Here is a 21,149-nt window from a genome sequence, read left to right as displayed (position 1 = left end):
GACCAGCGACCGGCGGGGCGAACACAGGCTAGTCAGCGCGGGTCGCGCGGGCAATGGCCGCCCTCGCGCCGGGCACCATGGAACGCATGGCTCTCGACTTCTCCCTGGTGCTGCTGCGCCGCATGGCCGACCACAACCCGGAGCCGGCCGAGGACGCCCGCCGGCGGCTCGGCGCCTCGGCTGCCGAGATGCGGGAGGCGAACAGACGCTGGCAGGCGATGGCCCGTTCACCGAGGGCGCGTCCGGCCGCCGCCCGGTACCGCGCGGTGCTGGGCGAGCCGGAGTCGGCCGCGCCGTGCCGGGTCGGTGACCTGGACTGCGAGGCGTGGCGGTGGGCCCTGCCCCTCTGGCCGGACCTGCGCTTCGAGGTGGTGACCGGACCGGGCGGGGTGGTCCTCACCGAGTGGCTGGTGCGCGCCCCGGACGCCCCGGGTCCCGAGCCCGCCACCCTTGAGGACCTCACCCCGTGGTCCTGCACGCTGGAGGAGGTGGCCCGTGCCTTCGCCCCGGCCCGCCCGGTCCAGGGCACCGCCCCCGGCCGCCAGGCGCTCGCCTTCACCGCGCCGGACCGGGACGGGGCACGGCACGAGCTGGCGGCCGAGTTCACCTGGGGACTGCTCCAGCGGACCGCGCCGCGGGACCGGGGCGCCGCGAGCCCGGCGTGATCGGCGCGACACCCCCCGAGGATGCCCCTAGGATGCCTCGGCCGCCCCGATGACGAGCCGGGCGACGCGGGGCCGGGACTCGGGGTGCAGTTCGAGGAAGAGGTGGGGCTCGACGAGTTCCAGCTCCAGGACGCGGGGCTGTCCGTCCTCGCCGTCGATCAGGTCGACCCGGCCGTAGAGCAGCCGCTCGGCGCCGCCGGGCACGGCCGCCAACGCCCGCTCGGCCACGTCGAGTTCGGCCGCTGTCGGCTGCCACTTCGCCAGCCTCGGGTGGGCGGTCTTCTCGGCGTCGAAGGGCGTGCCGGAGACGAGGACGGCACCCTTGCGGCTGGCGTGCAGCAGACGCCCGCCGAAGAAGTGCAGGGCCCGCTCGCCGTGTTGGTCGACGCCCCGCATGTACGGCTGCACCATCGCGGTCAGGCCCTCGGCGTGCATGTGCGCCAACTGCCGTATCGCAAGCTCGTGTTCCCCGGGTGTGTAGCGGGCCGCGTAGCGGGCTCCCGCCCCCGAGGCCGGCTTGATCACGTACTCGTGCCCGGCCGGCAGGTCCGGCTCGGCGCCGGGCGGGAGGTAGCGGGTGGGCACCGTCGGCACACCGGCCGCCGCCAGCTCGCCCAGGTACCGCTTGTCGACGTTCCAGCGCACCACGTCGGCCGGGTTGAGCAGCCGGGTGAGCGCGTCGACCCGGTCCACCCAGGCCAGGAACTCGGCGGTGCGCCAGGTGTAGTCCCAGGTGGAGCGGATGAGGACGAGGTCGTAGCCGGCCCAGTCGGCGTCCGGGTCGTCCCAGAACCGGACTTCCGCGTCGGCGCCCGCCGCCCGCAACTCAGCGGCCAGCCCCACCAGATCGGGGTCCTTGCTGGGCTCGGGGCCGGGGTCGTAGGTGGCGAGGGCGATACGCGGCACGGCGGGCTCCCTTGGCGTTGCGTCGGCTCGGTGATCGCGAGGCTAGCAATCCGTCCCGGAACCGGAACACCCCGGTTGACCTTCCCCTTCGGTGAAGCCCCAGCATCGGTGGGGAAGCGAGGAACCGGCCTTTCGAAGGAGCCTGGACGGACATGGACCTGCTGACCATCGGCGCGTTCGCCAAGGCGTCGGGGCTCTCCCCGAAGGCCCTTCGGCTCTACGACGAGCTGGGCCTGCTGCGCCCCGCGCGCGTCGACCCGTACACCGGCTACCGCTACTACGCCGTCGCCCAGTTGGACCGGGCCCGGCTGGTGGCGTGGCTGCGGCGGCTCGGGATGCCGCTGGCGGAGATCCGCGCGGTGAGCACGCTGGACGGAGCGGACGCGGCGCGGGAGGTCCGGGCGTACTGGGCGCGTGTGGAGGCGGAGACGGCCGTGCGGCGGGATCTGGCCGCGTTCCTCGTCAGCGAGTTGACCGAGTCGACCGAGGCACCGGGAGAGGGACCCACCATGCTGGAACTGCGCTGCGCCGCCCACTCCGACCGGGGGCACGTCCGCCCCGCCAACCAGGACACCGTCTACGCCGGGCGCAGGCTGCTCGCCGTGGCCGACGGCTTCGGCCCGGCGGGGGCGCCCGCCAGCGAGGCCGCCGTCGAGGCACTGCGGTTCCTCGACGAGGAGGACGGGCCGCGACCGGGCAACGTGCTGAACCTGCTGGCCGACGCGGTGCGGGGCGCGAGCGATGCCGTACGGGACGCCACGGAGGGGGACGGGGAGGCGGGCACCACGCTGACCGCGCTGCTCTGGACGGGGTCGGGGCTGGCCCTGGCGCACATCGGGGACAGCCGGGCCTACCTGCTGCGCGGGGGCGGGCTGTTCCGGATCACCCACGACCACAGTGTGGTCCAGTCCCTGCTGGACGAGGGCCGCCTCACCCCGGCGGAGGCCGAGAGCCACCCGCAGCGGTCGCTGCTGCTGAAGGTCCTGGGGGCCGGCCCCGACCCCGACCTCCGCCTGCACGAGGCGCTCCCCGGGGACCGCTACCTGCTCTGCTCGGACGGCCTGACCGGTGTCGTCCCCGACGACCGGATCAGGGGGCTGCTCGCCGCCGCCCCGGACCCGGAGACGGCCGTACGGTCGCTGGTCGACGCGGCGAACACGGCGGGCGGTCCGGACAACGTGAGCTGTGCGGTCGGGGACGTGGGGTAGGAAGGGACTGTCGTACCCGGCAGCGAAGGAGTCCCGCGTGTCCTCCCTGTTCCCCGCCCTGACGGACCCCCGGTCGGCCGGAAGGACGGCGCTGCGCTTCGGCGCGCGGTCGCTGTCGTACGCGGAACTCGCCTCCGCCGCCGGGGCGGTGGCCGGGCGGCTCGTGGACCTCGGCCGGGTCGCGGTGTGGGCGACGCCCGAACTGGAGAGCGCCGTGGCGGTGACCGGGGCGCTGCTCGCCGGTACGGCCGCCGTTCCGCTCAACCCGAAGTCGGGAGAAGGCGAGTTGGCGCACATCCTCGCCGACAGCGACCCGGCGCTGGTGCTGACCGCGCCCGGCGCCGGACTCCCGCCCGTCCTCGCGGACCTGCCCCGGCTGGAGGTCTCCGGCATCGGGCCGGTCCCCGAGGACACCTACGGGGACGAGGACCCGGCGCTGATCGTCTACACCTCCGGCACGACCGGCCCGCCCAAGGGTGCCGTCGTCCCGCGCCGGGCGCTCGCCGCGACCCTGGACGCGCTGGCCGACGCCTGGCGGTGGACCGGGGACGACGTGCTGGTGCACGGCCTGCCCCTGTTCCATGTGCACGGGCTGGTGCTGGGCGTCCTCGGCCCGCTGCGGCGCGGCGGCTCGGTGCGCCACCTGGGCCGTTTCTCCCCCGAGGGCGTGACCCGTGAGCTGGACGACGGCGCGACCATGCTGTTCGGCGTGCCCACGATGTACCACCGGCTGGCCGAGGCCCTGCCCGGCGACCCCGGGCTGGCGAAGGCCCTCGGCCGGGCCCGGCTGCTGGTCTCCGGCTCGGCCGCGCTGCCCGTGCACGACCACGAGCGGATCGCGGCGGCGACCGGACGCCGGGTGATCGAGCGGTACGGCATGACGGAGACCCTGATGAACACCTCCGTACGCGTCGGCGGCGAGGCCCGCGCGGGCACCGTGGGCGTGCCGCTGCCCGGGGTGGAGCTGCGGCTGGTGGAGGAGGACGGCACCGAGGTGGGCGCGTGGGACGGGGAGAGCGTGGGCGAGATCCAGGTGCGCGGCCCGAACCTGTTCACCGGGTATCTGAACCGGCCCGACGCGACCGCCGCCGCGTTCACGGCCGACGGCTGGTTCCGCACCGGGGACGTGGCGGTGCGGGAGTCCGACGGGTATGTCCGGATCGTCGGCCGGAAGGCCACCGACCTGATCAAGAGCGGGGGTTACAAGATCGGGGCGGGCGAGATCGAGAACGCGCTGCTGGAGCACCCGGCGGTGGCGGAGGCGGCGGTCACCGGGGAGCCGGACGCGGACCTGGGCGAGCGGGTGGTGGCCTGGGTGGTGCCGTCGGACCCCGGAGCCCCGCCCGCGCTCGCGGAGCTGGCCGGACATGTGGCCGCACGGCTGGCCCCGCACAAGCGGCCCCGCGTGCTGCACCTGCTCCCGGTGCTCCCGCGCAACGACATGGGCAAGATCATGAAGCGTGCGCTGACGGTCCGGGACGCCGGCCGCCAGTCCGACACGGCATAGGCCCGCCGAAACCCCCCGTTCGGCGGCACCCCGCCCGGCCCCCTCCAGAAGGCACCCCCACCGGCGTCCCCGCAGGATGCCAGTGAGGGCCGCCGGACCGGACGGTCCGCCCATGGTCAGCGCACTCGGGAGGAACTGCCGTGACCGTCAGCCTGGAGCAGTTGGGCCGCTGCCACTTCGCCGTGGACCTGGGCGCGGCCCGTACCCGCGTGTACGTGAAGGGTGCCGGACTCGTCGTGGACCAGCCCTCGGTGGCCGCCGTGAACACCCGTACCGGGGCGCTCATCGCGGTCGGCGACTTCGCGGAGCAGATGACGGGGCGCACCCCGCAGTACATCCGCGTGGTGCGGCCGGTCTCCGGTGGGACGGTGGTCGACATCGAGATGGCGCAGCGCATGCTGCGGCATCTGCTCGGCGACAAGATGCGCCGCGCCCTGCGCCGCCGGCCCCGGCTGCGCGCGGCGGCGTGCACCCCGCACGAGGCGGACCCACTGGCGCGGCGGGCGACGATCGAGACGCTGGTCGGACTCGGCGCCCGGCGGGTGGAGCTGGTGGACACGCTGATCGCGGCGGCCGTGGGCTGCGGGCTCCCGGTGGAGCGCCCCGAGGCCAGCATGATCATGGTGTGCGGGGCGGCGGCGACCCAGGTGGCGGTGCTCTCGCTGGGGTCGATCGTCACGGCCGAGCGGGTTCCGGTGGGCGGTGAGGCTGTGGACCGGGCGATCGTGCAACACCTGCGGCACGAGCACGAGTTGATGCTGCCCAGCCAGTCGGTGCGGCCGCTCCAGATAGCCCTGTCGGACAACGGGCTGACCCCGCAGGGCCCGGTGTCCACCGAGATCCACGGCCGGGACGTGGCCACGGGCCTGGCGCGCAGCGTACGGGTGGACACGGCGGCGATGCGCACCGCGATCCACACCCCGCTGCTGGCCGTCCTGGACGGCATCGGCAAGGTGCTGCGCGGCTGCCCGCCGGACCTGGTGGCCGACCTGGTGGACCGGGGCATCATGATGGTCGGCGGCACCGCGCTGCTGCCGGGCCTCGACCAGATGCTCGGCGAGGCCACCGGCATGCCGGTGCACATCGCGGAACGCCCCGACGTGTGCGCCGTACAGGGTCTGGGCGCCATGCTGGAGGGGCGGATCGCCCCGCTGGTCCTCGCCCCGCTGGCCGCCTGACGCGGCGGGGCCGGCCGTCCGGTCTCAGTACGGCAGGACGCGGCCCGAGGGCGTCCTGCGGTCGATCTCCTGGCCCCGCGGGGCCGCGGGCCGCCGACTGACCCGTACCCGAATCTGACGCTCCACGTCACCCTCCCCAGCCGACACCGAACACCGGTAGGAGGACGGTGCCCATAACGCGGGCGCCCCAAGCCCGCCCGGCGAAAAGAATGCGATCACCCCGTTCCCGGACCCGGCAACGGATTCCGGTACACATGGCACCCGATCCCCTCGTACACCCCTTCCACCAGAGTGCTGTCACTTCGTACGTCCGCGGTTCCGCGCTCGGCCGCCGTACCGGAGTCACGTCGTTCGCCACTCGCCACGCCGTCCGCGTGCCGGGGGCATGAGCATCCGGGGTGGGGATGTCGAGCCATCGGCTGTCCAGGAAGACCCGTCACATCGCGTGGGGCGCCGCCGGGGTCGCGGTCGTCGCCGGTGCCGGGATCGCGGCGCAGGCGTCCAGCGCGGCGCGCGGCCGCCCTGCCGGAAGAGCGCCGACCCGGAGAGGATGACCGCCGCCGACGCGGCCTCCCTCGGCGCGGGCCGGATGGATCGATCGCGCCGGAAGCAGCCCGGCGGCTGGGGCAGCCCTAGATGCTGAGGGTGATCGCCGCGCCGATGCCGCCCAGGCCGAGGGCCAGGGCGGCGGACCACCAGCCGCCCCGGCCCCAGGGGAAGAAGCGGTCGAGGGCCAGCCGGCCGGGGCCGGTGGCGGCGATGCCGAGGGCGACGACGGCGATGCAGAGGGTGTACTCGAGACCGCCGTCGGACGCCCACAGGCCGTGCGGGCCGGTGACCAGCGCCATCGCGTTGATCATGACGCCGATCAGCGCGGCGCAGGCCAGGGGTGTGAGCAGGCCGACGGCGAGGCCGAGGCCACCGGCCAGCTCGGACAGTCCCGCGATGGTGGCGAAGACCTTGCCCGGCCGGTAGCCGATGGCTTCGAACCCCTTGCCGGTCGCGGTGAGCCCCTGGCCGCCGAAGATCCCGAACAGCTTCTGCGCGCCGTGGGCCGCCATCACCAGACCGAAGGTCACTCTGATGAGCAGCAGCCCCCAGTCGGCGGCGGAGCCGAACGCCGTGCGGTCCGTGGCATGGGCGGGTCGGAAGGTGCGCGTAGTGGTCATGGGCGATGCTCCGGAAAGCCCCCCGCTCGGATCGGAAGGTACGGGCGTCCCCTCCCTTCTGCCTCCCCCCGTGTACGCACCTTCCAGGCTATGGGCGTCCGGCCTGCAGCGCGCTCCAGGTGGCGGGCCCGACCTGGCCGTCCACGCCCAGCGAGCGGCTGGTCTGGTAGTCCCGGACGGCCTGCTGGGTGCCCGAGCCGAACTCGCCGTCCGCCGTGATCGTCCGCCCGAGCGCCGCGGTCAGGGCCCGCTGAAGGCGCTGGACGGGGGCGCCGGTGGAGCCCTGGCTGAGGGCGGGCGTGCTGCCGGCCGAGAGCAGCGCGGTCCAGGTACGGGCGCCCACCACTCCGTCGGAGCCGAGTCCGCGGGCCTTCTGGAAGGCGGTCACGGCGGAGGTGGTCTTCGTGCCGAAGCTGCCGTCGACGGTACCCACGTCGAAGCCCTGCGCCTCCAGCAGCGACTGCGCGGCCGAAACCTGGGCGCCGGTGGAGCCGGCACGCAGGGTGTCGTACGACGGGAAGCTGAGCTGGACCTCGCCGCCGCCGGTGCCGCCGCCGGTGCTGCCGCCGACCAGCTGCATGTAGTAGGTCCAGTTCCAGTTCGGGCCGGGGTCGGTGTGGTCGTTGCCCGGCACCTCGGAGTGGCCGACGATGTGCGCGCGGTCCTTGGGGATGCCGTACCGGGCGCAGATGGAGGCGGTCAGCGCGGCGGAGGAGCGGTACATCGCGTCGGTGAACCAGCTGGGGTTGTCGATGTACCCCTCGTGCTCGATGCCGATGCCGCTGGCGTTACCGGAGCGGGCGTGCCAGGCGGTGTCCTTCTCGCGGACCGTCTGGGTGATCTGACCGTCCGAGGAGCGCACCACGTAGTGCGCGCTGACCTGCGCCGCCGGGTTCTGGAACCAGCTGAGGGTCCCCGCGTACGAGCCCTCGGTGACATGGATGACGACCTTGCTGATCGCGGCGGTGCGGCCGACCACGTAGTTGGCCGGGTTGGCTGGGACCCAGAGCGCGGAGGGGTAGTCGGGGCTCTGCGCGGCCGGGGCCAGGGCGGACCCGCGGGCGCCGCGCCGGGGGGTGACCTTCCGGGCGGGCAGGGTCAGCTTCTCGCCGCCCTCGGTGCGGGCCGTGACGCCCTCGGCCAGGAAGGTGTAGACGGTGTCGGCGTAGAGCTTCGCGGTGGCGGGGTCGGTGGCGCCGCCGTACCGGGCGAGGAGCGGGTACCAGGCGCCGGTGTCGCGCCGCTCGGCCCGGCTCAGTCCGGCGTGGTCGGCGTAGGCCCGCAGGACGGCCGCGCCGCCCCGGATGTTCGCGGCGGTGTCCGTGCGCAGCTCGCGGGGTGTCTCACCGGTCAGCCGGGAGGCCAGCTCCAGGGTGTGCTGGTCGGGGTTGCTGACCAGGTGCATCACTCCGTAGCCGCCCGCCTGGCTGGGCAGGCCGTGGTGGCCGTCGAGGTGGGTCTCGCTGTAGCCGAGGGCGATCAGGAGGTCGCGCGGGACGCCGTACTCGGCCGCCGCGCCGCTGAAGGCGTGGGCGACGGGGCCCTCGGATCTGCCGGTCCGGGGTGCGGCGCTGACGGGCTGCACGGCGGCGGCGATGACGGCCAGGGTGCCGAGGCCGGCGAGGGCCGCGCGGGCCAGGGGTATGCGGGGCATGGGGGTGTGACCTTCCGGGTGGGGATGTTTCCGGGTGCGGATGTGCGGGGGGCCGGGGACCTCGTACGGTCCCCGGCCCCGGGCCGCGGAGGGTCAGATGGTGCCGCTCTCCCACCACCAGGAGCGGCCGAGGTCGGCGCGGCTGTCGACGTGCTGGTGGTCGGTGTCGTAGTGCTCAAGGCCGGAGAAGCCGCAGGTCTCGGCCTTCTGGTAGACGGTGCGGTTGCTGACGCCGGGCACGTCCAGGTCGGCCGCGGTGCCGTAGAGGTGCATGCTGTCGCTGGCGCCGCCGATGTCGGCGTTGTGCGCGATGCTGCGGAAGCCGGAGTTGACGGTGATCGGGACGTTGCCGAGCTTCTTGCGCAGCGCCTCCAGCTTGTACATGGCCCGGCGGGCGTTCTCCTTGACGGCCGCCGCGCTCACCTTGCCACCGTTGAAGTTGCCGTTCGAACGGTCGTAGAACTCGGCCCAGTTGAAGTGCGCGGTGGAACCGTCGGACTGCTCAAGGGCGTTGAGCTGCGCCTGGGTCGCGGGCCCGGCGCTGCCGTCGGCCGAGAGCCCGTACGCGGCCTGGAAGCGGCGTACCGCGGCGGCCGTGCCCGGCCCGAAGTCGCCGTCGAGGCCCACCCGCGACTGCGAGGCGGAGTCCGCCGCCCAGCCGGCCACCCGGATCTGCAGCTCCGTCACATCGGCGCCGTTGGCTCCCTGGTTCAGGGTGCGCGTCCAGTTGTACGCCTGCGCGCTGCCCGACAGCAGTACGGGACCGGCGAAGATGCCGGCGGTCGCGGCGAGGGTGCCGCGCAGGATCGTGCGGCGGTCCGGAGAGAAGGTCATCGTGAACTCCCTTGTACGAGCGGTCAGAAGGCGAGCTGGAACGGGACGTTCTGGGCGTCGGTGTCGTAGGCGTGCACGCGCAGCTTGAAGCGGGTGCCGTCCTTGACATCGGTGGCGACGGTCGCCCACTGGGGGCCGAACGTCGAGTAGGTGTTGTCGTGGTTGCACAGCGTGGTGTGGTCCACGAAGACGACGCAGGCGTCCAGGAAGCCGGTGGCCGAGCTGCTGAGCTTGATGTTGATGTCGCCGCAGCGCGAGGTGGTGGTGTAAGTGCCGTACTCGACCGCGGCGGTGGAGTACCGGTAGGTGAGGGACTTGGCGCCGCCGTAACAGGAGGTGGCGGCGGCCTTCCCGGGCTGGGCGACGGCCGGCGCGGTGGCGCCGGCGGCGATCAGCGCGGTGGTGGCGGCGAGAACGGCCGCCGTTCTCCGGGTGCGGGTCATGTGGGTCCGATCACTTGAGGAGAGACGGTGTTCAGAAGGCGATCTGGACGCGTGCGGAGGCGCCTTCGAGGTCGACGCCGAGGGGCACGGTGAACTTGCTGCCGTTCTTGACGTCGGTGGCGATGGTCTTCCAGCTCCGGCCGACCTTGGTCCAGTAGTTGCACTCGCCGACGCGGGTGAACTTCACGCAGGCCCAGACGAACTCGGAGTCGCCGCTGATCATGCGGAGGTTGATGTCGGAGCAGCGGGACGTGGTCGTGTAGGGCCCGAACTCGGCGGCGTCGCCGTAGTCCACGGTGACCGCGCCGCCGTAGCAGCTGGTGGCGGCGGTGGAGGCGGGGGCGGCCGACGCGGTGGTAGGCACCGAGACGGCGAGGGCGGCGAGCAGGGCCGCCGCCGCGGCCGGGTGGGTGAGGATCTTCGCCATCGGTTTCCTTCGGTCGGCGGAAGGTGCGGGTGGTGCCGTGGAGATCGGTGCGGCGGAGCGAGTTCATGCTCCGGTGTGCGCTTTCGGCTGTCATGCTCATTCGAACAGGGTGAAATGACGCCGGTGGAGAGGGTGTCGAGCGTGCTTCGCTTTCATTTCTCGGCTGAGGATCTGGCCAGGACCAGGGTGGCCGCCACGCCGCATCCGCTGTGGGAGATCGCAGCCAGCCTCCACCGCTTCCAGACCCCGGCGGGCCGCTGGGCGTACGCGCTCTGGTACCGCACGGCCCGCGAGCGGTTACGGGAGGCGGGGCTGGAGAGCGCGGTACGCCGGATTCTGCTGCCGCTCTACCCCCGCGCGTCGTACTGGCCGGACTTCCTCACCCCGCTGGAGGGCGTGGCCGGCCTGGACGCGGGGCTGGCGGCGATCCTGGCGACTCCCCCGGCCCGGGTGAAGGCGGAGCTGGCGGCGCTGGCCCGGATAAGACGTGTCCCGCCCCACCTGGCCCGCCTGCCGGAGCGGGGGGCCCGGGAGGAGCTGGTGAGCGTCCTGCGCGCCTATCACGGCGCCGTGATCGCGCCCCACGAGGAGTGGATGCGCGAAGGCGTCCATACCGAACGCGTGCGCCTGGCCCGGCACTTGCTCGACGACGGCACCGAGGGGCTGCTCGGGGGACTGGGCCCGGCGGTCCGCTGGCGGCACCCCCGGCTGGAGATCGGCACGTACCCGACGGAGCACGACATCCGGCTGGAGGGGCGTGGCCTGCTCCTGATCCCCTCGTACTTCTGCTGGAAGGGCCCCATTTCCCTGGCCGACCCGGCCCTGCCCCCCGTCCTCGCCTACTCCGTCCACCACGAGCTGCCCCGGCCGGCCCCCGGCTCCCCCTCCCTGGAGATCCTGCTGGGCCGGGCGCGGGCGACGGTCCTCCGCGCCACCGCCGCCGGCGCCACCACCACCGAGGCCGCCCACCGGGCCGGCGTGACCCCCGCCACCGCCACCCACCACACCACGGCCCTCCGCGACGCGGGCCTCATCACCAGCCATCGCCACGGCAACACGGTCGTCCACACGCTGACGTTGCTGGGAGCGACGATGCTGAGCCGGAACCTGACCGGGCCCCGGCCGGGGGTCCGCGGGGCTCCCCAGGGGGTCCGCAGGGCTCCGGCCGGGGTCCGCAGGGCTCCCGACGCGCCGTCGGGCGATCAGCCGGTGGAAGGCGGACAGCACCGGGGCGGAGATGGCCCGCACCCCTGACCAGCCGTGTGCCGCCCTCACGGAAGACGGGCCGGGCGGCCGGGCAGTAGGGTGGCCCGCGGCTCCGTCCGGAAGACGGGCAGGGGGCGGCCGGCGGCTCCGTCCGGAGGACCCGCCGTGGTGCGCGGCGGACGGGGTGACACCCATGGCGCCGAGGAAGGACAGGCATTCACGCCGATTTCATCTGGCGGGCCGGGTGCCGTGGGGCGAGGCTGGGCTGGCGCGTACATGCTCATGCCGCACCGCCACACCCCCGCCCCCGCTCCTCACCGGAGGTCAGAAGTGTCCGGCAGAATCGCCCACCGTCGCGGCCGTGCCGCCATGGCGTCCGCTCTCGCTCTCGTCGCCGCCGCGGCCGGGCTGTGGTCGGGGGTCGGCGGCTCGTCGCCCGCCCAGGCCGCGGCCGCGGTCCCGACCCCGGACCACACGGTCGTCGTGGTCTTCGAGAACCACGCCTACAGCCAGGTGATCGGCTCTTCCAGCGCGCCGTACATCAACTCGCTGCGCACCGGCGGCGCCAGCCTCTCCGCGTCCTACGCCGAGACCCACCCCAGCTAGCCCAACTACTTCGCCCTGTTCTCCGGTTCCACCCAGGGCATCACCGACGACAGCTGCTACACCCCCGGCTTCTCCTCCGCCCCCAACCTCGCCTCCGAGCTGATCGGCGCGGGCAAGTCGTGGGCCAGCTACAACGAGACGCTGCCCAGCCAGGGTTCGACCACATGCGGCAGCGGCGACTACGCCCGCAAGCACAACCCGTGGTTCGGGTTCAGCAACGTACCGACGTCCAGCGCCAAGACGTTCACGCAGTTCCCGACGGACTACTCGACGCTCCCGCAGGTGTCGTTCGTCGTCCCCAATCTGTGCAGCGACATGCACGACTGCTCGGTCTCCACGGGTGACACCTGGCTGAAGAACAAGCTGGGCGCGTACGCGACGTGGGCGAAGACCCACAACAGCCTCCTCGTCGTCACCTTCGACGAGGACAACCGGCTCAGCGGCAACCGCATCCCTACGGTGCTGTACGGCCAGCGCGTGACGGCGGGCTCGACCTCGTCGACCACGTACAACCACTACGACCTGCTGCGCACGCTGGAGGACATGCACGGTCTGCCGCACGCGGGCAACGCCGCCTCCGGCAAGGACATCACCGGCATCTGGACTCCGTGACATGTACGTAGCGGACAGCCGCGCCGGGGCGCCCCGGACGGCCGCGTCCGCGGCAGACGCCGTCCGGCCACGGGCCGGGCGGCGCCTCACCGCGGTCGCACCCACCGTGCTGGCGCTCGGCACGGTCAGCCTGATCACCGATGTCTCCTCGGAGATGGTCACCGCCGTGCTCCCCCTGTACCTGGTGGCGGGCCTCGGCCTGTCCCCGCTGGGCTTCGGGCTGCTCGACGGCATCTACAACGGCGTCTCGGCGCTGGTCCGGCTGGCCGGCGGGCACCTCGCCGACCGGGGCGGCGGGCGCCACAAGTGGGTGGCGGGCGCCGGGTACGCCCTCTCGGCGGCCTGCAAGCCCCTCCTGCTGGTGGCCCAGACGCTCACCCCGATCGGCCTGGTACTGGCCGTCGACCGCACCGGCAAGGGCCTGCGCACCGCCCCCCGCGACGCGCTGATCTCCCTGTCCAGCACCCCCGCGACCCGGGGCCGCGCCTTCGGTGTGCACCGGGCGATGGACACGGCCGGCGCGCTGCTCGGCCCGCTGGCCGCCTTCCTCGTCCTGCGCACCACGGTCGACGGCTACGACGCGGTCTTCACCGTGAGCTTCTGTGTCGCGGTGGTGGGGGTCCTGGTACTGGTGCTGTTCGTACCGGGAGGCACGACCGCTCCCCTCGCCCAGAGCGCCACCCGCGCGACCCTGCGCGCCGCCCTCGCCCTGCTGCGCCGCCGCGACCTGCGGCGCATCGCCCTCTGCGCCCTGCTGCTCGGACTCGCCACGGTCAGCGACTCATTCGTCTACCTGCTGCTGCAACGACGGCTCGGGGTGCCGGACCGCTGGTTCGCACTGCTGCCGCTCGGCACGGCGGCGGCGTTCCTGCTGCTGGCGGTGCCGCTGGGCCGGATCGCCGACCGGGTGGGCCGCTGGCGGGTGTTCCTCGCCGGCCACCTCGCCCTGCTCCTCGCGTACGGCCTGCTGCTCTCCGCCTGGCACGGCCCCGCCTTGCCGTACGCCGTCCTGCTCCTGCACGGCGCCTTCTACGCGGCGACCGACGGCGTGCTGATGGCGGCGGCCGCCGACAGCGTGCCGCCGGAGCTGCGTTCGTCCGGGCTCGCGCTGGTCCAGACGGGCCAGGCGCTGGCCCGCTTCACCTGCTCGCTGTCCTTCGGCGCGGCCTGGACGGCGTGGGGCGACCGCGCCGCGCTCACCGGGTCGGCCGTCGCGCTGGCACTGTGCGGCCTGGTGGCGCTCGCCCTGCGGCCGATCGCAGCGGAGAGTCCGGCATGACCGTACGGGCCGGCGGCCTGACCCGGGTACCGGCGCTGGGCACCCTGGTAGCCGTCGCCCTGCGTCCCGGTACTGACGAGACCCACATGACCCCGGGCGTCCCCGTCGCCCCGCCTCCCCCCACCCCCGAAAGGCCCGCATGGCCCTCCGTACCCGCCTCCTGATCCTGGTATCGGCGCTCGTCGTCCTGGTGGGTGTCGCGGCGGCGTCCGTGCTGCACGCCTCGGCGCGGGCCGACCGGCGTGACCAGGCCCGTCCGGGCGGTCCTCGGATCACCGCCGGACGGTTCGCGCTGACCGGTGGCGGTCCCCGTGTGGTCTTCCGGAACATGGCGTGGGGCCCGCACCGCGACGAGCTGGTGTCGGCACCGGCCGCCGACCCGTCCGGCCCGCGCACCGCTTCCGGCGTCAAGTGCTTACGCTTCTACGCAGCTTCGGGCACCGGAGTGTGCCTGCGGGCGGTACACGGGGCGGTCCAGGACACCTACCGCGCGGTCATCCTGGACGCCCGGCTGAAGGAGCGGGCCCGCTACGACGTACCGGGCATCCCCTCACGCGCCCGGGTCTCCCCCAGCGGCCGGTTCGCCGCCTGGACGGCGTTCGTCGGCGGGGACTCGTACGCCGGTACCGCCTTCTCCACCCGGGCAGCGATCGTCGACACCCGTACCGGCAGGCTGACCCCCACCCTGGAGGCGTACCGGATCGTCAAGGACGGCCGGCCCTACCGGGCGGCGGACGTGAACTTCTGGGGCGTCACCTTCGCGGCCGACGACCGCACCTTCTACGCCACCATGGCGACACGCGGCAGCACCTACCTGGTCCGCGGCGACCTGCGTGCCCGCACGCTCACCACGCTGCACACGAACGTCGAGTGCCCGTCCCTCTCCCCGGACGGCACCCGCATCGCCTACAAGAAGCGCGTCAAGGGCGCCCCGAAGGACGCCCCCTGGCACCTGTACGTCCTGACCCTGAGCACCGGCCGCGAAACGGCCCTCGCCGAACCCCGCAGCGTGGACGACCAGTTGGTCTGGCGCGACGACCACACCCTGGTCTACGCCCTCCCCGGCGACTACGGCGCCGACCTCTACACGGTCCCGGCCGACGGCACCGGCCCGGCCCACCGCCTGATGACTGCCGCGGTCTCCCCGGCGTACGTCGGCGAGGAGGTAGCCGGGTGACGGCAAAAAGGTTTGACGCGCGGTCCGCTGTTCGCCGAAGGTGAGCCGGACGTCCGAAGCGGGTGGTCCGAAGCGGGTGGTCCGAACCGTCGTGCCGCCGGCGGCCGCCTCGTGGTGAGGAGTTGTGCATGATTGTCGTGTCGGCCGCTTCGGGGGCTTTCGGCCGGCTGGTCGTCGACCGGCTGCTGGAACGGTGCCCCGCCGACCTTGTCACAGCCGCGGTCCGCGACCCCGGCAAGGCCGCGGATCTGGCCGCCCGCGGGGTGAGGGTCCGTCCGGGTGACTACGACGTGCCGAAGACCCTGCGTACGGTGTTCGAGGGAGCAGACCGACTGCTGCTGATCTCCTCCCCCGAGCTGGACCCCGCCCGGCGTGCTGCCCAGCACCGGGCGGCCGTCGACGCGGCCGTCGACGCCGGCGTCGGCTCGATCGTCTACACCAGTTTCCTGGGGGCCGGCACCCAGTCCGACGGGGTCACCGCGGCTCATCACGCCACCGAACGGGGCTTACATCGACACTTCGCTGGTCCATCTCGCAGCGCGGGGTATGGATCTTTTGTCCTGCCCACAAAGAATGAGTCTGCCGATTTGATATGCCACCGCAGACTCTGTAGCCAGTCCGCACCCTGTTCTGCGGCCCGCACCTCGAAGTAACGACCAAGCGACTCCTCAGCGATCCTGGCCGCTACGAGCGAGTCAGAGTGCGTATGACTGATGAAAAAGCTAGGTGCTACGGGGGGGGCTGTCTGCCACCCGTGTACCCCCTGGGGTTCGAGGGTGCCTCTCCACCACATCACTCTGGAGCGCTTCGGCCTGCTGGTGTATCTGGTCTGCGCAGCACCGTGCTGTGTGCGGAGTAGCCGAGGGACACCTCATCGTTCTCGACCTTGTGGCCCTTCGGCAATCCGGTCGGCGCGCAGGGTGCGAGTCGCATTGGCTTACATGATCGCGGGCGAGCCTGTCTCCCTGATCGAGACGGACAGCTCTCGCGTGGTCCGACATATCGGTCGCACGCGCTGCCCGATCGGGTTCATCGAAAGTCTCGGTGCACCACGCCTCACCGCGAGCACCACCGGCTCGCCATTCGACGGTGTGTGAGGTCTCACCGGCCTTCAGAGCCCTGGACTTGATGCACGCCGTAGAGACAAGCTGACGCGGGCTCGGTGCGGTGTTCGTGCGACGGAACGGTCCGACCAGCGTTGCCACGGGTCAACGTACCTCCGCTGAGGTGGGGCGCGCGGGACTCGGACCTGGGGAACATTCATGTCCTGCTGCATCCAGCTCGATCCGTCTCGATCCCCAGCGCCCGCACCGCTTGAGAGGCCGCTCCGCCGGTGTTCGCCCTTGGACGGCGATGAGTGGCCTTCTCCGCCCTTCCGCAGGTCCTTCCTCTCGTCCCACCCGTTCTCCACCTCCTGGCAGGGACGGATGCGGGCGTTTCGACTGCGCACGCCTACGACAATGAAGGTGGCCCCCCCATCCGGTACACGAGGGAGCCACCTGATGGCCAGCAGATTCAGTTGTCGGGCCCCAGGGTGCTCAGGTCCACCAGGCTGTTGATGGCCCGGTAGCCCTCAGCGGTGAGGTTGACGTGGTCGCCGGTGTCGAAGCTACCGGGAACGGCATCAGCGCCGAGCATCAGGGGCGTGGGATCGGCTGTGCTCGAAGCGTCTGGTACGCCCACAGCGGACTCGGCATCGAGGACGTTCACGGTCGGGGTACTGAAGTCCACCTGGTCGGTGATCCAGCTGTTGATGTCGACGCGGTTGCCGTCAACGCCCGTCGTGCAGGGGGCGTACCCGTGGCACGGGGTGAGCGTGGCGAGGACGACCTTGATGCCCCACCCCCGCAATTGGGCGAGCAATTGGTCGTACTCCTGCTCCAGGGTGATGTCGTCTGTGCCCGCGACGACATCCTCCAGGCCCTCGTCGACCACAACGGTACTGACGCCGGGCAGCGACAGGACATCCCGGTCGAGACGGGTCAGCAGGGCCGGTCCGCCCCGGCTCTGTTCGGTGGCCACCCGATTGTTCTCGATGCCGGAGGCGACGATTCCGTACTGTGGGATTCCCTGCTCGTTCGTCCGCAGGGCGGTCGCGAGGTCGTCGGAGAGGCGGGGTGTGGTGAGGCCGGGCTTGGTGGCGGCGGCGAACGGGTCGGTGAGGTGATCGCCCAGCACCGCCACGGTGGGCTGGTTGCCACTGGTCACCACGTCGATGCCGGTGAGGATGTCGGTGAACTCGCCCCACAGCGCGCCATTGGCGGTGAAGGCGGTGGTGCCGGTGTCGGCGGTATGGTCCCCGGAGCCGACCGCAGTAACGTACTGCGCGGCCGCCCCGGCCCAACTGTGCTGGACGAGGTAGGCGGCGGTACTCGCCAGATGGAGGCTGACCATCAGGCGCTTGCCGGGCGTGGCCGGGAAGGTGATCGGGTCGCTGTAGGCCTCGCCGCCGATGGGGATGGTGACCGTCTTGCTGCCCCCGTTGAAGGCGAGGTCGACCGGTGTGGCGCTAGGAGCGGACTCCGACGACTGAGTGGCGAGCGTGGTGTGGTCGATGGTCAGCGGGGTGCGACCGAGAGCGTTGGACAGGCGGATTCGGATGCTGGACCCCGAGACGCTGGGGGCTGCGGCGATCCGGAACGTCTGGTCCTTGTAGTCGGTGCCCTCGTAGTTGAAGGCTCCTTCGTTGGGCGCGCTCCACGCACCGGTCCACTTGGCGCCTCCGGGCGCTGTGGTGGTGTCACGGAGGGCCATGCCGAAGAGGTGCAGGCCGGGCACGTTCTGCCGAGCGCTGTCACTGAGGTCCGGCAGCGTGACCGAGCTGATCTGGGCGCCTGCTCTGAGCGGGACGGCGAAGGCGTAGACGTTGGTGCTGCGGGTCTCCTGGCTGCCGCTGCTGTGGTTGCGGTGGGGGAGGGTGACGGCGGCCAAGGCGTTGGAGCCGTACACCCAGTCGGGAACGGTCAGGTGGTAGGCCGAGGTGCTGCCGTCGGAGTAGGTGATGGAACCGTAGGGGCCGCCGGCCCGGCAGTCCTCGTACTGGCCGTTGCCGAGAGTGCATTCCGTGCCGCCCACGGAGGTGCCGTCCGGGATCACGGGGCTGGAGTAGTCGTCCTCGGCGCGCAGGGAGCTGACGAACCCGTAGGTGGAGAATCCGAGGAAGACCAGCGACCGGCCGCTGCCGCTCAGCTGGATGGTCTGATTGGCGGCCATGACGTTATCGCCCGAGGACGCCGCGAAGTTGGGCAGGGTGAAGCCGGCTCCGTCCACGGTGATCCGTCCGCCGGGCTGCCATCCTGCCGACTTCAGGTCCTGCAGTGACATCGTGGCCCCGCTACCGTCCGCATCGGCAGCCGCTTGGTTCGCGTTGTCGGTGACTGCGGTGTTGTCGAACGCGTCCTTGAGACTGGCGTAAGTCCTTCCGGCGTGCCCGAGTGCGGTGAACTGGTACTGCTGCTGGGTGGAGACGTTACCGGCGGAGTCGACTGCGTAGACGTAGAGAGTGTGTGTTCCAGGCGCTGTGGGGGTGATCGAGATCGTCGCGCTGTTGCTCGTCGCGGTTGCCACCTGGGAGCTGGGGGTGTTGGACGTGGCCGGAGTGACGTCGAGGCGGTATAGGAACTTGGTGGCGCTGTTGGTGCTGAGCGTGAAGTGCCCCTGGGTCCCCGCAGGAGTGATGCCGGGGGAGTCCTCCGGATAGGTGCGGTCCTTGTCCTTGACGGTGGGTTCGGCGGGCGCGGTCAGATCCACGGTGAAGTGGCAGCTCGACGAGGCGACGCTGGTGTCCTTGCCATCGGTGGCGGCGACGTTCCAGCCAACCGTGTCGCCGCTCTTGAGGCCGCTCATGAACGAGGACGACAACTGCTTGGGCGCATTCTGGCCGCTGGACACGGTGGCGCTGGTCGTCGTGGTGTCCGTCCCGCCGTTGACCCAGTACTTGTAGGTCGCCGCCAGTGCGTCCTTGTCGCCGTCGCTCACGACCGCGTTGAGCGTCGGTGGCGTGGTGACCAGCGTCTTGCCGATGACGGGGTAGGGGGTGGCGGTGCCACAGCCCACCGAGTGTGTGCCGAATTTCGCGGCGAGGCTGCCGGGCTTGCCGGGTATGTGGTTGTACTCGATGGACATTGAGGGGTTGTTGGCGAAACGCTTGAAGTAGTTGCCGTCTCCACTGCCCTCGTGACTGTTCACCAGGGCGAAGGTCCAGTTGGAGTCCTTGGCGGCGGCCTTCTTGGCGATCGTCGAGGTCACGGAGAAACCGCCGGAGGGCTCACTGGTGCAAGCGGGTCCGAAGCTCTTGGTGGCCAGGAGACTCGACAGCGAGGGCCGCCTGTTCCACGTGGTGCCGGAACCGATGGCCCCGGAGAGGTACAGCTTGACATCGGAGGAGAGGCTGCAGCTCGCGGAATAGTTCTCCTTGGCGTCCACCGTGGCGGACACTATGTGTGTGCCCCATACCGAGGACGGGACGCCGAGCTGGAAGTAGGAGCGCTCGGTGCCGATGCACCCGGACCAGCTGTTGTAGCCGACGCCAGGGTCGCCGTACTGGGTGGAGTCGTAGTTCTTCGCTGTGGGGCAGCCCTGTTGCGTCTCCACGTAGTGCTGCTTGCCGCCGGAGGCGTAGTGCGGGTTCCAGCTCGGGTCGATGTAGACCGGGTAGTGGGTATCGGAGCCTGCGAGCAGTTCCTGATCCGGGGTCAGGGACAGTGTGGTGCCTGTGACGTCGTCGGCGACGCGGGCTGTCCTGGCGCCGATCCCCGGTCCCGAGGCGGTACCGCCCGCTGCCGTGGCATTGGCTGCCACAATCCGTGCGGCGGCCGCGTGCTGGGGCGCGGTGCCGGAGCTGGAGTCCCACATCATCGGCTGCGGTGCGCTGAACATCACCTGGCCGGAGGAGGTGGTGGCCTCCAGGTTGTCGTGGCCGTCGTCGGATACCGTGAGACCAGTGGCACGGGTGGTCAGCTTCAGAGTCGCGAGTGCGGGGTTGGCCGCGGCCTCGGCGGTCTTGACGACGACCAGTTCGGAGAAGCCGCCGAGAGTGTTCGCCGCCAGCCGGAGGTCCACGTCCTTGAGGACGTCCGGGTAGGTGATCGCTGCGCCGGACACGGTCGGCTGGGGCAACGGCTGCGCCCAAGAGAAAGCCAGTTGCGCCTTGCCGTTCGTCATGGACACCAGAGGCGTGTTGCCACCGCCGGAAAAGGTCAGCGGCTCGGCGGACGCCGCTGGACTGTAGCTGCCGTCACCGTTGCGGCGCAGGGTCGCGTCGACGGGGACCCATGTGCCGTTCTGACGGACCCGCTGCGGGAGCAGGCTGGTGGTCCAAGTAACCGTGCCGGAAGGGTTGGCCCGCACTGTGGCGTTCTCGGTGGTCAGCGCGTCCACTTGGACGGGGCTGCCGGTGGACCGGGCCTTGCTCTGGGCGGTTGCCAGAGCCGTCTGCTGATCCTGGGACAGGCCTGAGTCGTCCGGCGCGTCGGTCGTGCCCAGCGGACCCTCCGGGCGGGCGGACGGAAGCGGCGGAGCCGGAGTCGAGACCGGCTGGTCTCTGTCTGTGGCGGCCACTGCGGGCAACACCGGAACCAGGGAGAGCGACAGCGCGCCGACGGACACCAAGGCCAGTGCCCGGCCGGATATCCGTGTTTTGTTTTTCGCTCGTCTATTCATGTGACGCAGGCGGAAAAGGCCGGACATCTGCCCCCCAGATCGGGTCCGATGAGAAAAGAGTCGATAGGCGCGAGAGGCTACCTGCGGCTGCTCCATATGGACAACCAGCGACCGAGCAGCATCCGGCCAGCGGGCGAATCCTGCGCATGGGGTATGAGTGATTTATTCAAGCCTGAACGTGTTGTGGCGTTTTTTACCTGAGGCACCTATTTGTAACCCTCACATGCCCCAGCCTGCTATTACGTGGTAAACGCATGGGCATCTCATGGCCATCTCTATGTGTGATCCATACTATAGAGGCCCTGTGAAACCAGTCTTCACTCTGATCGAATATTTCTTCGCTGGATTCATTTTGTTTGGGGGGTCGGGGTGCGTCTTAATTTGCCATGGCGGATTTTTGATAGAGCTATGCGCATTCGCAGGAATCCCGCACTGTGGCTCGTCATGGTCACCGCTCTGGGACTTCTCTGCGGGTTCGTCGCTCCTCAGACGGCGCTGGCCTCCGGACATCGCGGGAACTACCTCGTCAAAAGCAGGGCGACACGATCCGTGCCCGTGAAGCCGGTCATGGGACAGCCGGTCCACAAGCCGGCGATGGCTCGCTGGAACCCCGACCG

At 71.5% G+C, this 21,149-nt stretch carries 16 protein-coding genes and 1 pseudogene; 10 read left to right on the top strand and 7 right to left on the bottom strand.

Annotated features, from left to right (window positions below; all coding sequences use genetic code 11):
* The first annotated feature begins 86 nt into the window (after window positions 1-86).
* The gene (locus ACFWN1_RS06945) at window positions 87-665 is read left to right on the top strand and encodes a hypothetical protein (RefSeq protein ID WP_384358993.1); all 579 of its coding nucleotides are present in this window, start codon (window positions 87-89) and stop codon (window positions 663-665) included.
* Between the two features lie 27 nt (window positions 666-692).
* Here the strand turns inward: ACFWN1_RS06945 and ACFWN1_RS06940 are convergent, their stop codons facing one another.
* Entirely contained in the window at window positions 693-1,571 is an 879-nt protein-coding gene (locus ACFWN1_RS06940; protein WP_384358991.1) for a RimK family alpha-L-glutamate ligase, read from the bottom strand.
* A gap of 152 nt (window positions 1,572-1,723) precedes the next feature.
* Here ACFWN1_RS06940 and ACFWN1_RS06935 point away from each other — a divergent pair, with 152 nt between their 5' ends.
* From ACFWN1_RS06935 to ACFWN1_RS06925, 3 genes are all read left to right on the top strand, one after another.
* Window positions 1,724-2,779 (top strand): MerR family transcriptional regulator, encoded by a 1,056-nt coding sequence (locus ACFWN1_RS06935; protein ID WP_384358989.1) that lies wholly within the window; start codon window positions 1,724-1,726, stop codon window positions 2,777-2,779.
* Between the two features lie 37 nt (window positions 2,780-2,816).
* On the top strand, window positions 2,817-4,286 hold the full coding sequence (locus ACFWN1_RS06930; RefSeq protein ID WP_384358987.1) for an acyl-CoA synthetase: 1,470 nt from the start codon (window positions 2,817-2,819) through the stop codon (window positions 4,284-4,286).
* A gap of 140 nt (window positions 4,287-4,426) precedes the next feature.
* On the top strand, window positions 4,427-5,464 hold the full coding sequence (locus tag ACFWN1_RS06925) for a rod shape-determining protein (protein WP_384358985.1): 1,038 nt from the start codon (window positions 4,427-4,429) through the stop codon (window positions 5,462-5,464).
* A gap of 632 nt (window positions 5,465-6,096) precedes the next feature.
* Here ACFWN1_RS06925 and ACFWN1_RS06920 read toward each other — a convergent pair.
* From ACFWN1_RS06920 to ACFWN1_RS06900, 5 genes are all read right to left on the bottom strand, one after another.
* Complete coding sequence (locus ACFWN1_RS06920) at window positions 6,097-6,633, bottom strand: DoxX family protein (protein WP_384358983.1); 537 nt, start codon at window positions 6,631-6,633, stop codon at window positions 6,097-6,099.
* 88 nt (window positions 6,634-6,721) lie between these two features.
* Window positions 6,722-8,287 carry an N-acetylmuramoyl-L-alanine amidase gene (locus tag ACFWN1_RS06915; protein ID WP_384358981.1) on the bottom strand — a complete coding sequence of 522 codons (1,566 nt, stop codon included), beginning with the start codon at window positions 8,285-8,287 and terminating at the stop codon, window positions 6,722-6,724.
* A 93-nt stretch (window positions 8,288-8,380) separates the two neighbouring features.
* Window positions 8,381-9,121, bottom strand: coding sequence for a D-Ala-D-Ala carboxypeptidase family metallohydrolase (locus ACFWN1_RS06910; protein WP_384358979.1), 741 nt, complete (start codon window positions 9,119-9,121; stop codon window positions 8,381-8,383).
* Between the two features lie 23 nt (window positions 9,122-9,144).
* On the bottom strand, window positions 9,145-9,564 hold the full coding sequence (locus ACFWN1_RS06905) for a hypothetical protein (protein ID WP_384358977.1): 420 nt from the start codon (window positions 9,562-9,564) through the stop codon (window positions 9,145-9,147).
* A 31-nt stretch (window positions 9,565-9,595) separates the two neighbouring features.
* Window positions 9,596-9,991, bottom strand: a complete 396-nt coding sequence (locus ACFWN1_RS06900; protein ID WP_384358975.1) for a hypothetical protein — start codon at window positions 9,989-9,991, stop codon at window positions 9,596-9,598.
* A 141-nt stretch (window positions 9,992-10,132) separates the two neighbouring features.
* Here ACFWN1_RS06900 and ACFWN1_RS06895 point away from each other — a divergent pair, with 141 nt between their 5' ends.
* The 6 genes and pseudogenes from ACFWN1_RS06895 to ACFWN1_RS06870 all read left to right on the top strand — a co-directional run bounded on the left by ACFWN1_RS06895 (window position 10,133) and on the right by ACFWN1_RS06870 (window position 15,524).
* Window positions 10,133-11,245: an ArsR family transcriptional regulator gene (locus ACFWN1_RS06895; RefSeq protein ID WP_384358973.1), complete on the top strand. Its 1,113-nt coding sequence runs from the start codon at window positions 10,133-10,135 to the stop codon at window positions 11,243-11,245.
* Window positions 11,246-11,566: 321 nt separating this feature from the next.
* Window positions 11,567-12,415 (top strand): annotated as a pseudogene (locus tag ACFWN1_RS06890) (alkaline phosphatase family protein).
* A 1-nt stretch (window position 12,416) separates the two neighbouring features.
* On the top strand, window positions 12,417-13,694 hold the full coding sequence (locus tag ACFWN1_RS06885; RefSeq protein ID WP_384358971.1) for an MFS transporter: 1,278 nt from the start codon (window positions 12,417-12,419) through the stop codon (window positions 13,692-13,694).
* Window positions 13,691-13,858 carry a hypothetical protein gene (locus tag ACFWN1_RS06880; protein ID WP_384358969.1) on the top strand — a complete coding sequence of 56 codons (168 nt, stop codon included), beginning with the start codon at window positions 13,691-13,693 and terminating at the stop codon, window positions 13,856-13,858. Before ACFWN1_RS06885 ends, ACFWN1_RS06880 begins: the two co-directional genes overlap by 4 nt.
* A complete protein-coding gene (locus ACFWN1_RS06875; RefSeq protein WP_384358967.1) occupies window positions 13,834-14,871 on the top strand; it encodes a TolB family protein in 1,038 nt (345 codons plus the stop codon). Before ACFWN1_RS06880 ends, ACFWN1_RS06875 begins: the two co-directional genes overlap by 25 nt.
* Window positions 14,872-14,999: 128 nt before the next feature.
* Window positions 15,000-15,524, top strand: a complete 525-nt coding sequence (locus ACFWN1_RS06870; protein ID WP_384358965.1) for an NAD(P)H-binding protein — start codon at window positions 15,000-15,002, stop codon at window positions 15,522-15,524.
* An 862-nt stretch (window positions 15,525-16,386) separates the two neighbouring features.
* On the opposite strand, the gene ACFWN1_RS06865 is transcribed toward ACFWN1_RS06870, so the two are convergent.
* Window positions 16,387-20,430 carry a hypothetical protein gene (locus ACFWN1_RS06865; protein WP_384358963.1) on the bottom strand — a complete coding sequence of 1,348 codons (4,044 nt, stop codon included), beginning with the start codon at window positions 20,428-20,430 and terminating at the stop codon, window positions 16,387-16,389.
* Window positions 20,431-21,149 lie beyond the last annotated feature (719 nt).

This window comes from Streptomyces sp. NPDC058459, assembly GCF_042721685.1.
Taxonomy (GTDB): Bacteria; Actinomycetota; Actinomycetes; order Streptomycetales; family Streptomycetaceae; genus Streptomyces.
This window is presented reverse-complemented; position numbering and strand designations above follow the sequence as displayed.

Coding starts and splice junctions, on each gene's coding strand:
- ACFWN1_RS06875 (WP_384358967.1), top strand. CDS start 13,834: ATGGCCCTCCGTACCCGCCTCCTGATCCTGGTATCGGCGCTCGTCGTC.
- ACFWN1_RS06910 (WP_384358979.1), bottom strand. CDS start 9,121: ATGACCTTCTCTCCGGACCGCCGCACGATCCTGCGCGGCACCCTCGCC.
- ACFWN1_RS06905 (WP_384358977.1), bottom strand. CDS start 9,564: ATGACCCGCACCCGGAGAACGGCGGCCGTTCTCGCCGCCACCACCGCG.
- ACFWN1_RS06885 (WP_384358971.1), top strand. CDS start 12,417: ATGTACGTAGCGGACAGCCGCGCCGGGGCGCCCCGGACGGCCGCGTCC.
- ACFWN1_RS06920 (WP_384358983.1), bottom strand. CDS start 6,633: ATGACCACTACGCGCACCTTCCGACCCGCCCATGCCACGGACCGCACG.
- ACFWN1_RS06935 (WP_384358989.1), top strand. CDS start 1,724: ATGGACCTGCTGACCATCGGCGCGTTCGCCAAGGCGTCGGGGCTCTCC.
- ACFWN1_RS06915 (WP_384358981.1), bottom strand. CDS start 8,287: ATGCCCCGCATACCCCTGGCCCGCGCGGCCCTCGCCGGCCTCGGCACC.
- ACFWN1_RS06880 (WP_384358969.1), top strand. CDS start 13,691: ATGACCGTACGGGCCGGCGGCCTGACCCGGGTACCGGCGCTGGGCACC.
- ACFWN1_RS06900 (WP_384358975.1), bottom strand. CDS start 9,991: ATGGCGAAGATCCTCACCCACCCGGCCGCGGCGGCGGCCCTGCTCGCC.
- ACFWN1_RS06945 (WP_384358993.1), top strand. CDS start 87: ATGGCTCTCGACTTCTCCCTGGTGCTGCTGCGCCGCATGGCCGACCAC.
- ACFWN1_RS06870 (WP_384358965.1), top strand. CDS start 15,000: ATGATTGTCGTGTCGGCCGCTTCGGGGGCTTTCGGCCGGCTGGTCGTC.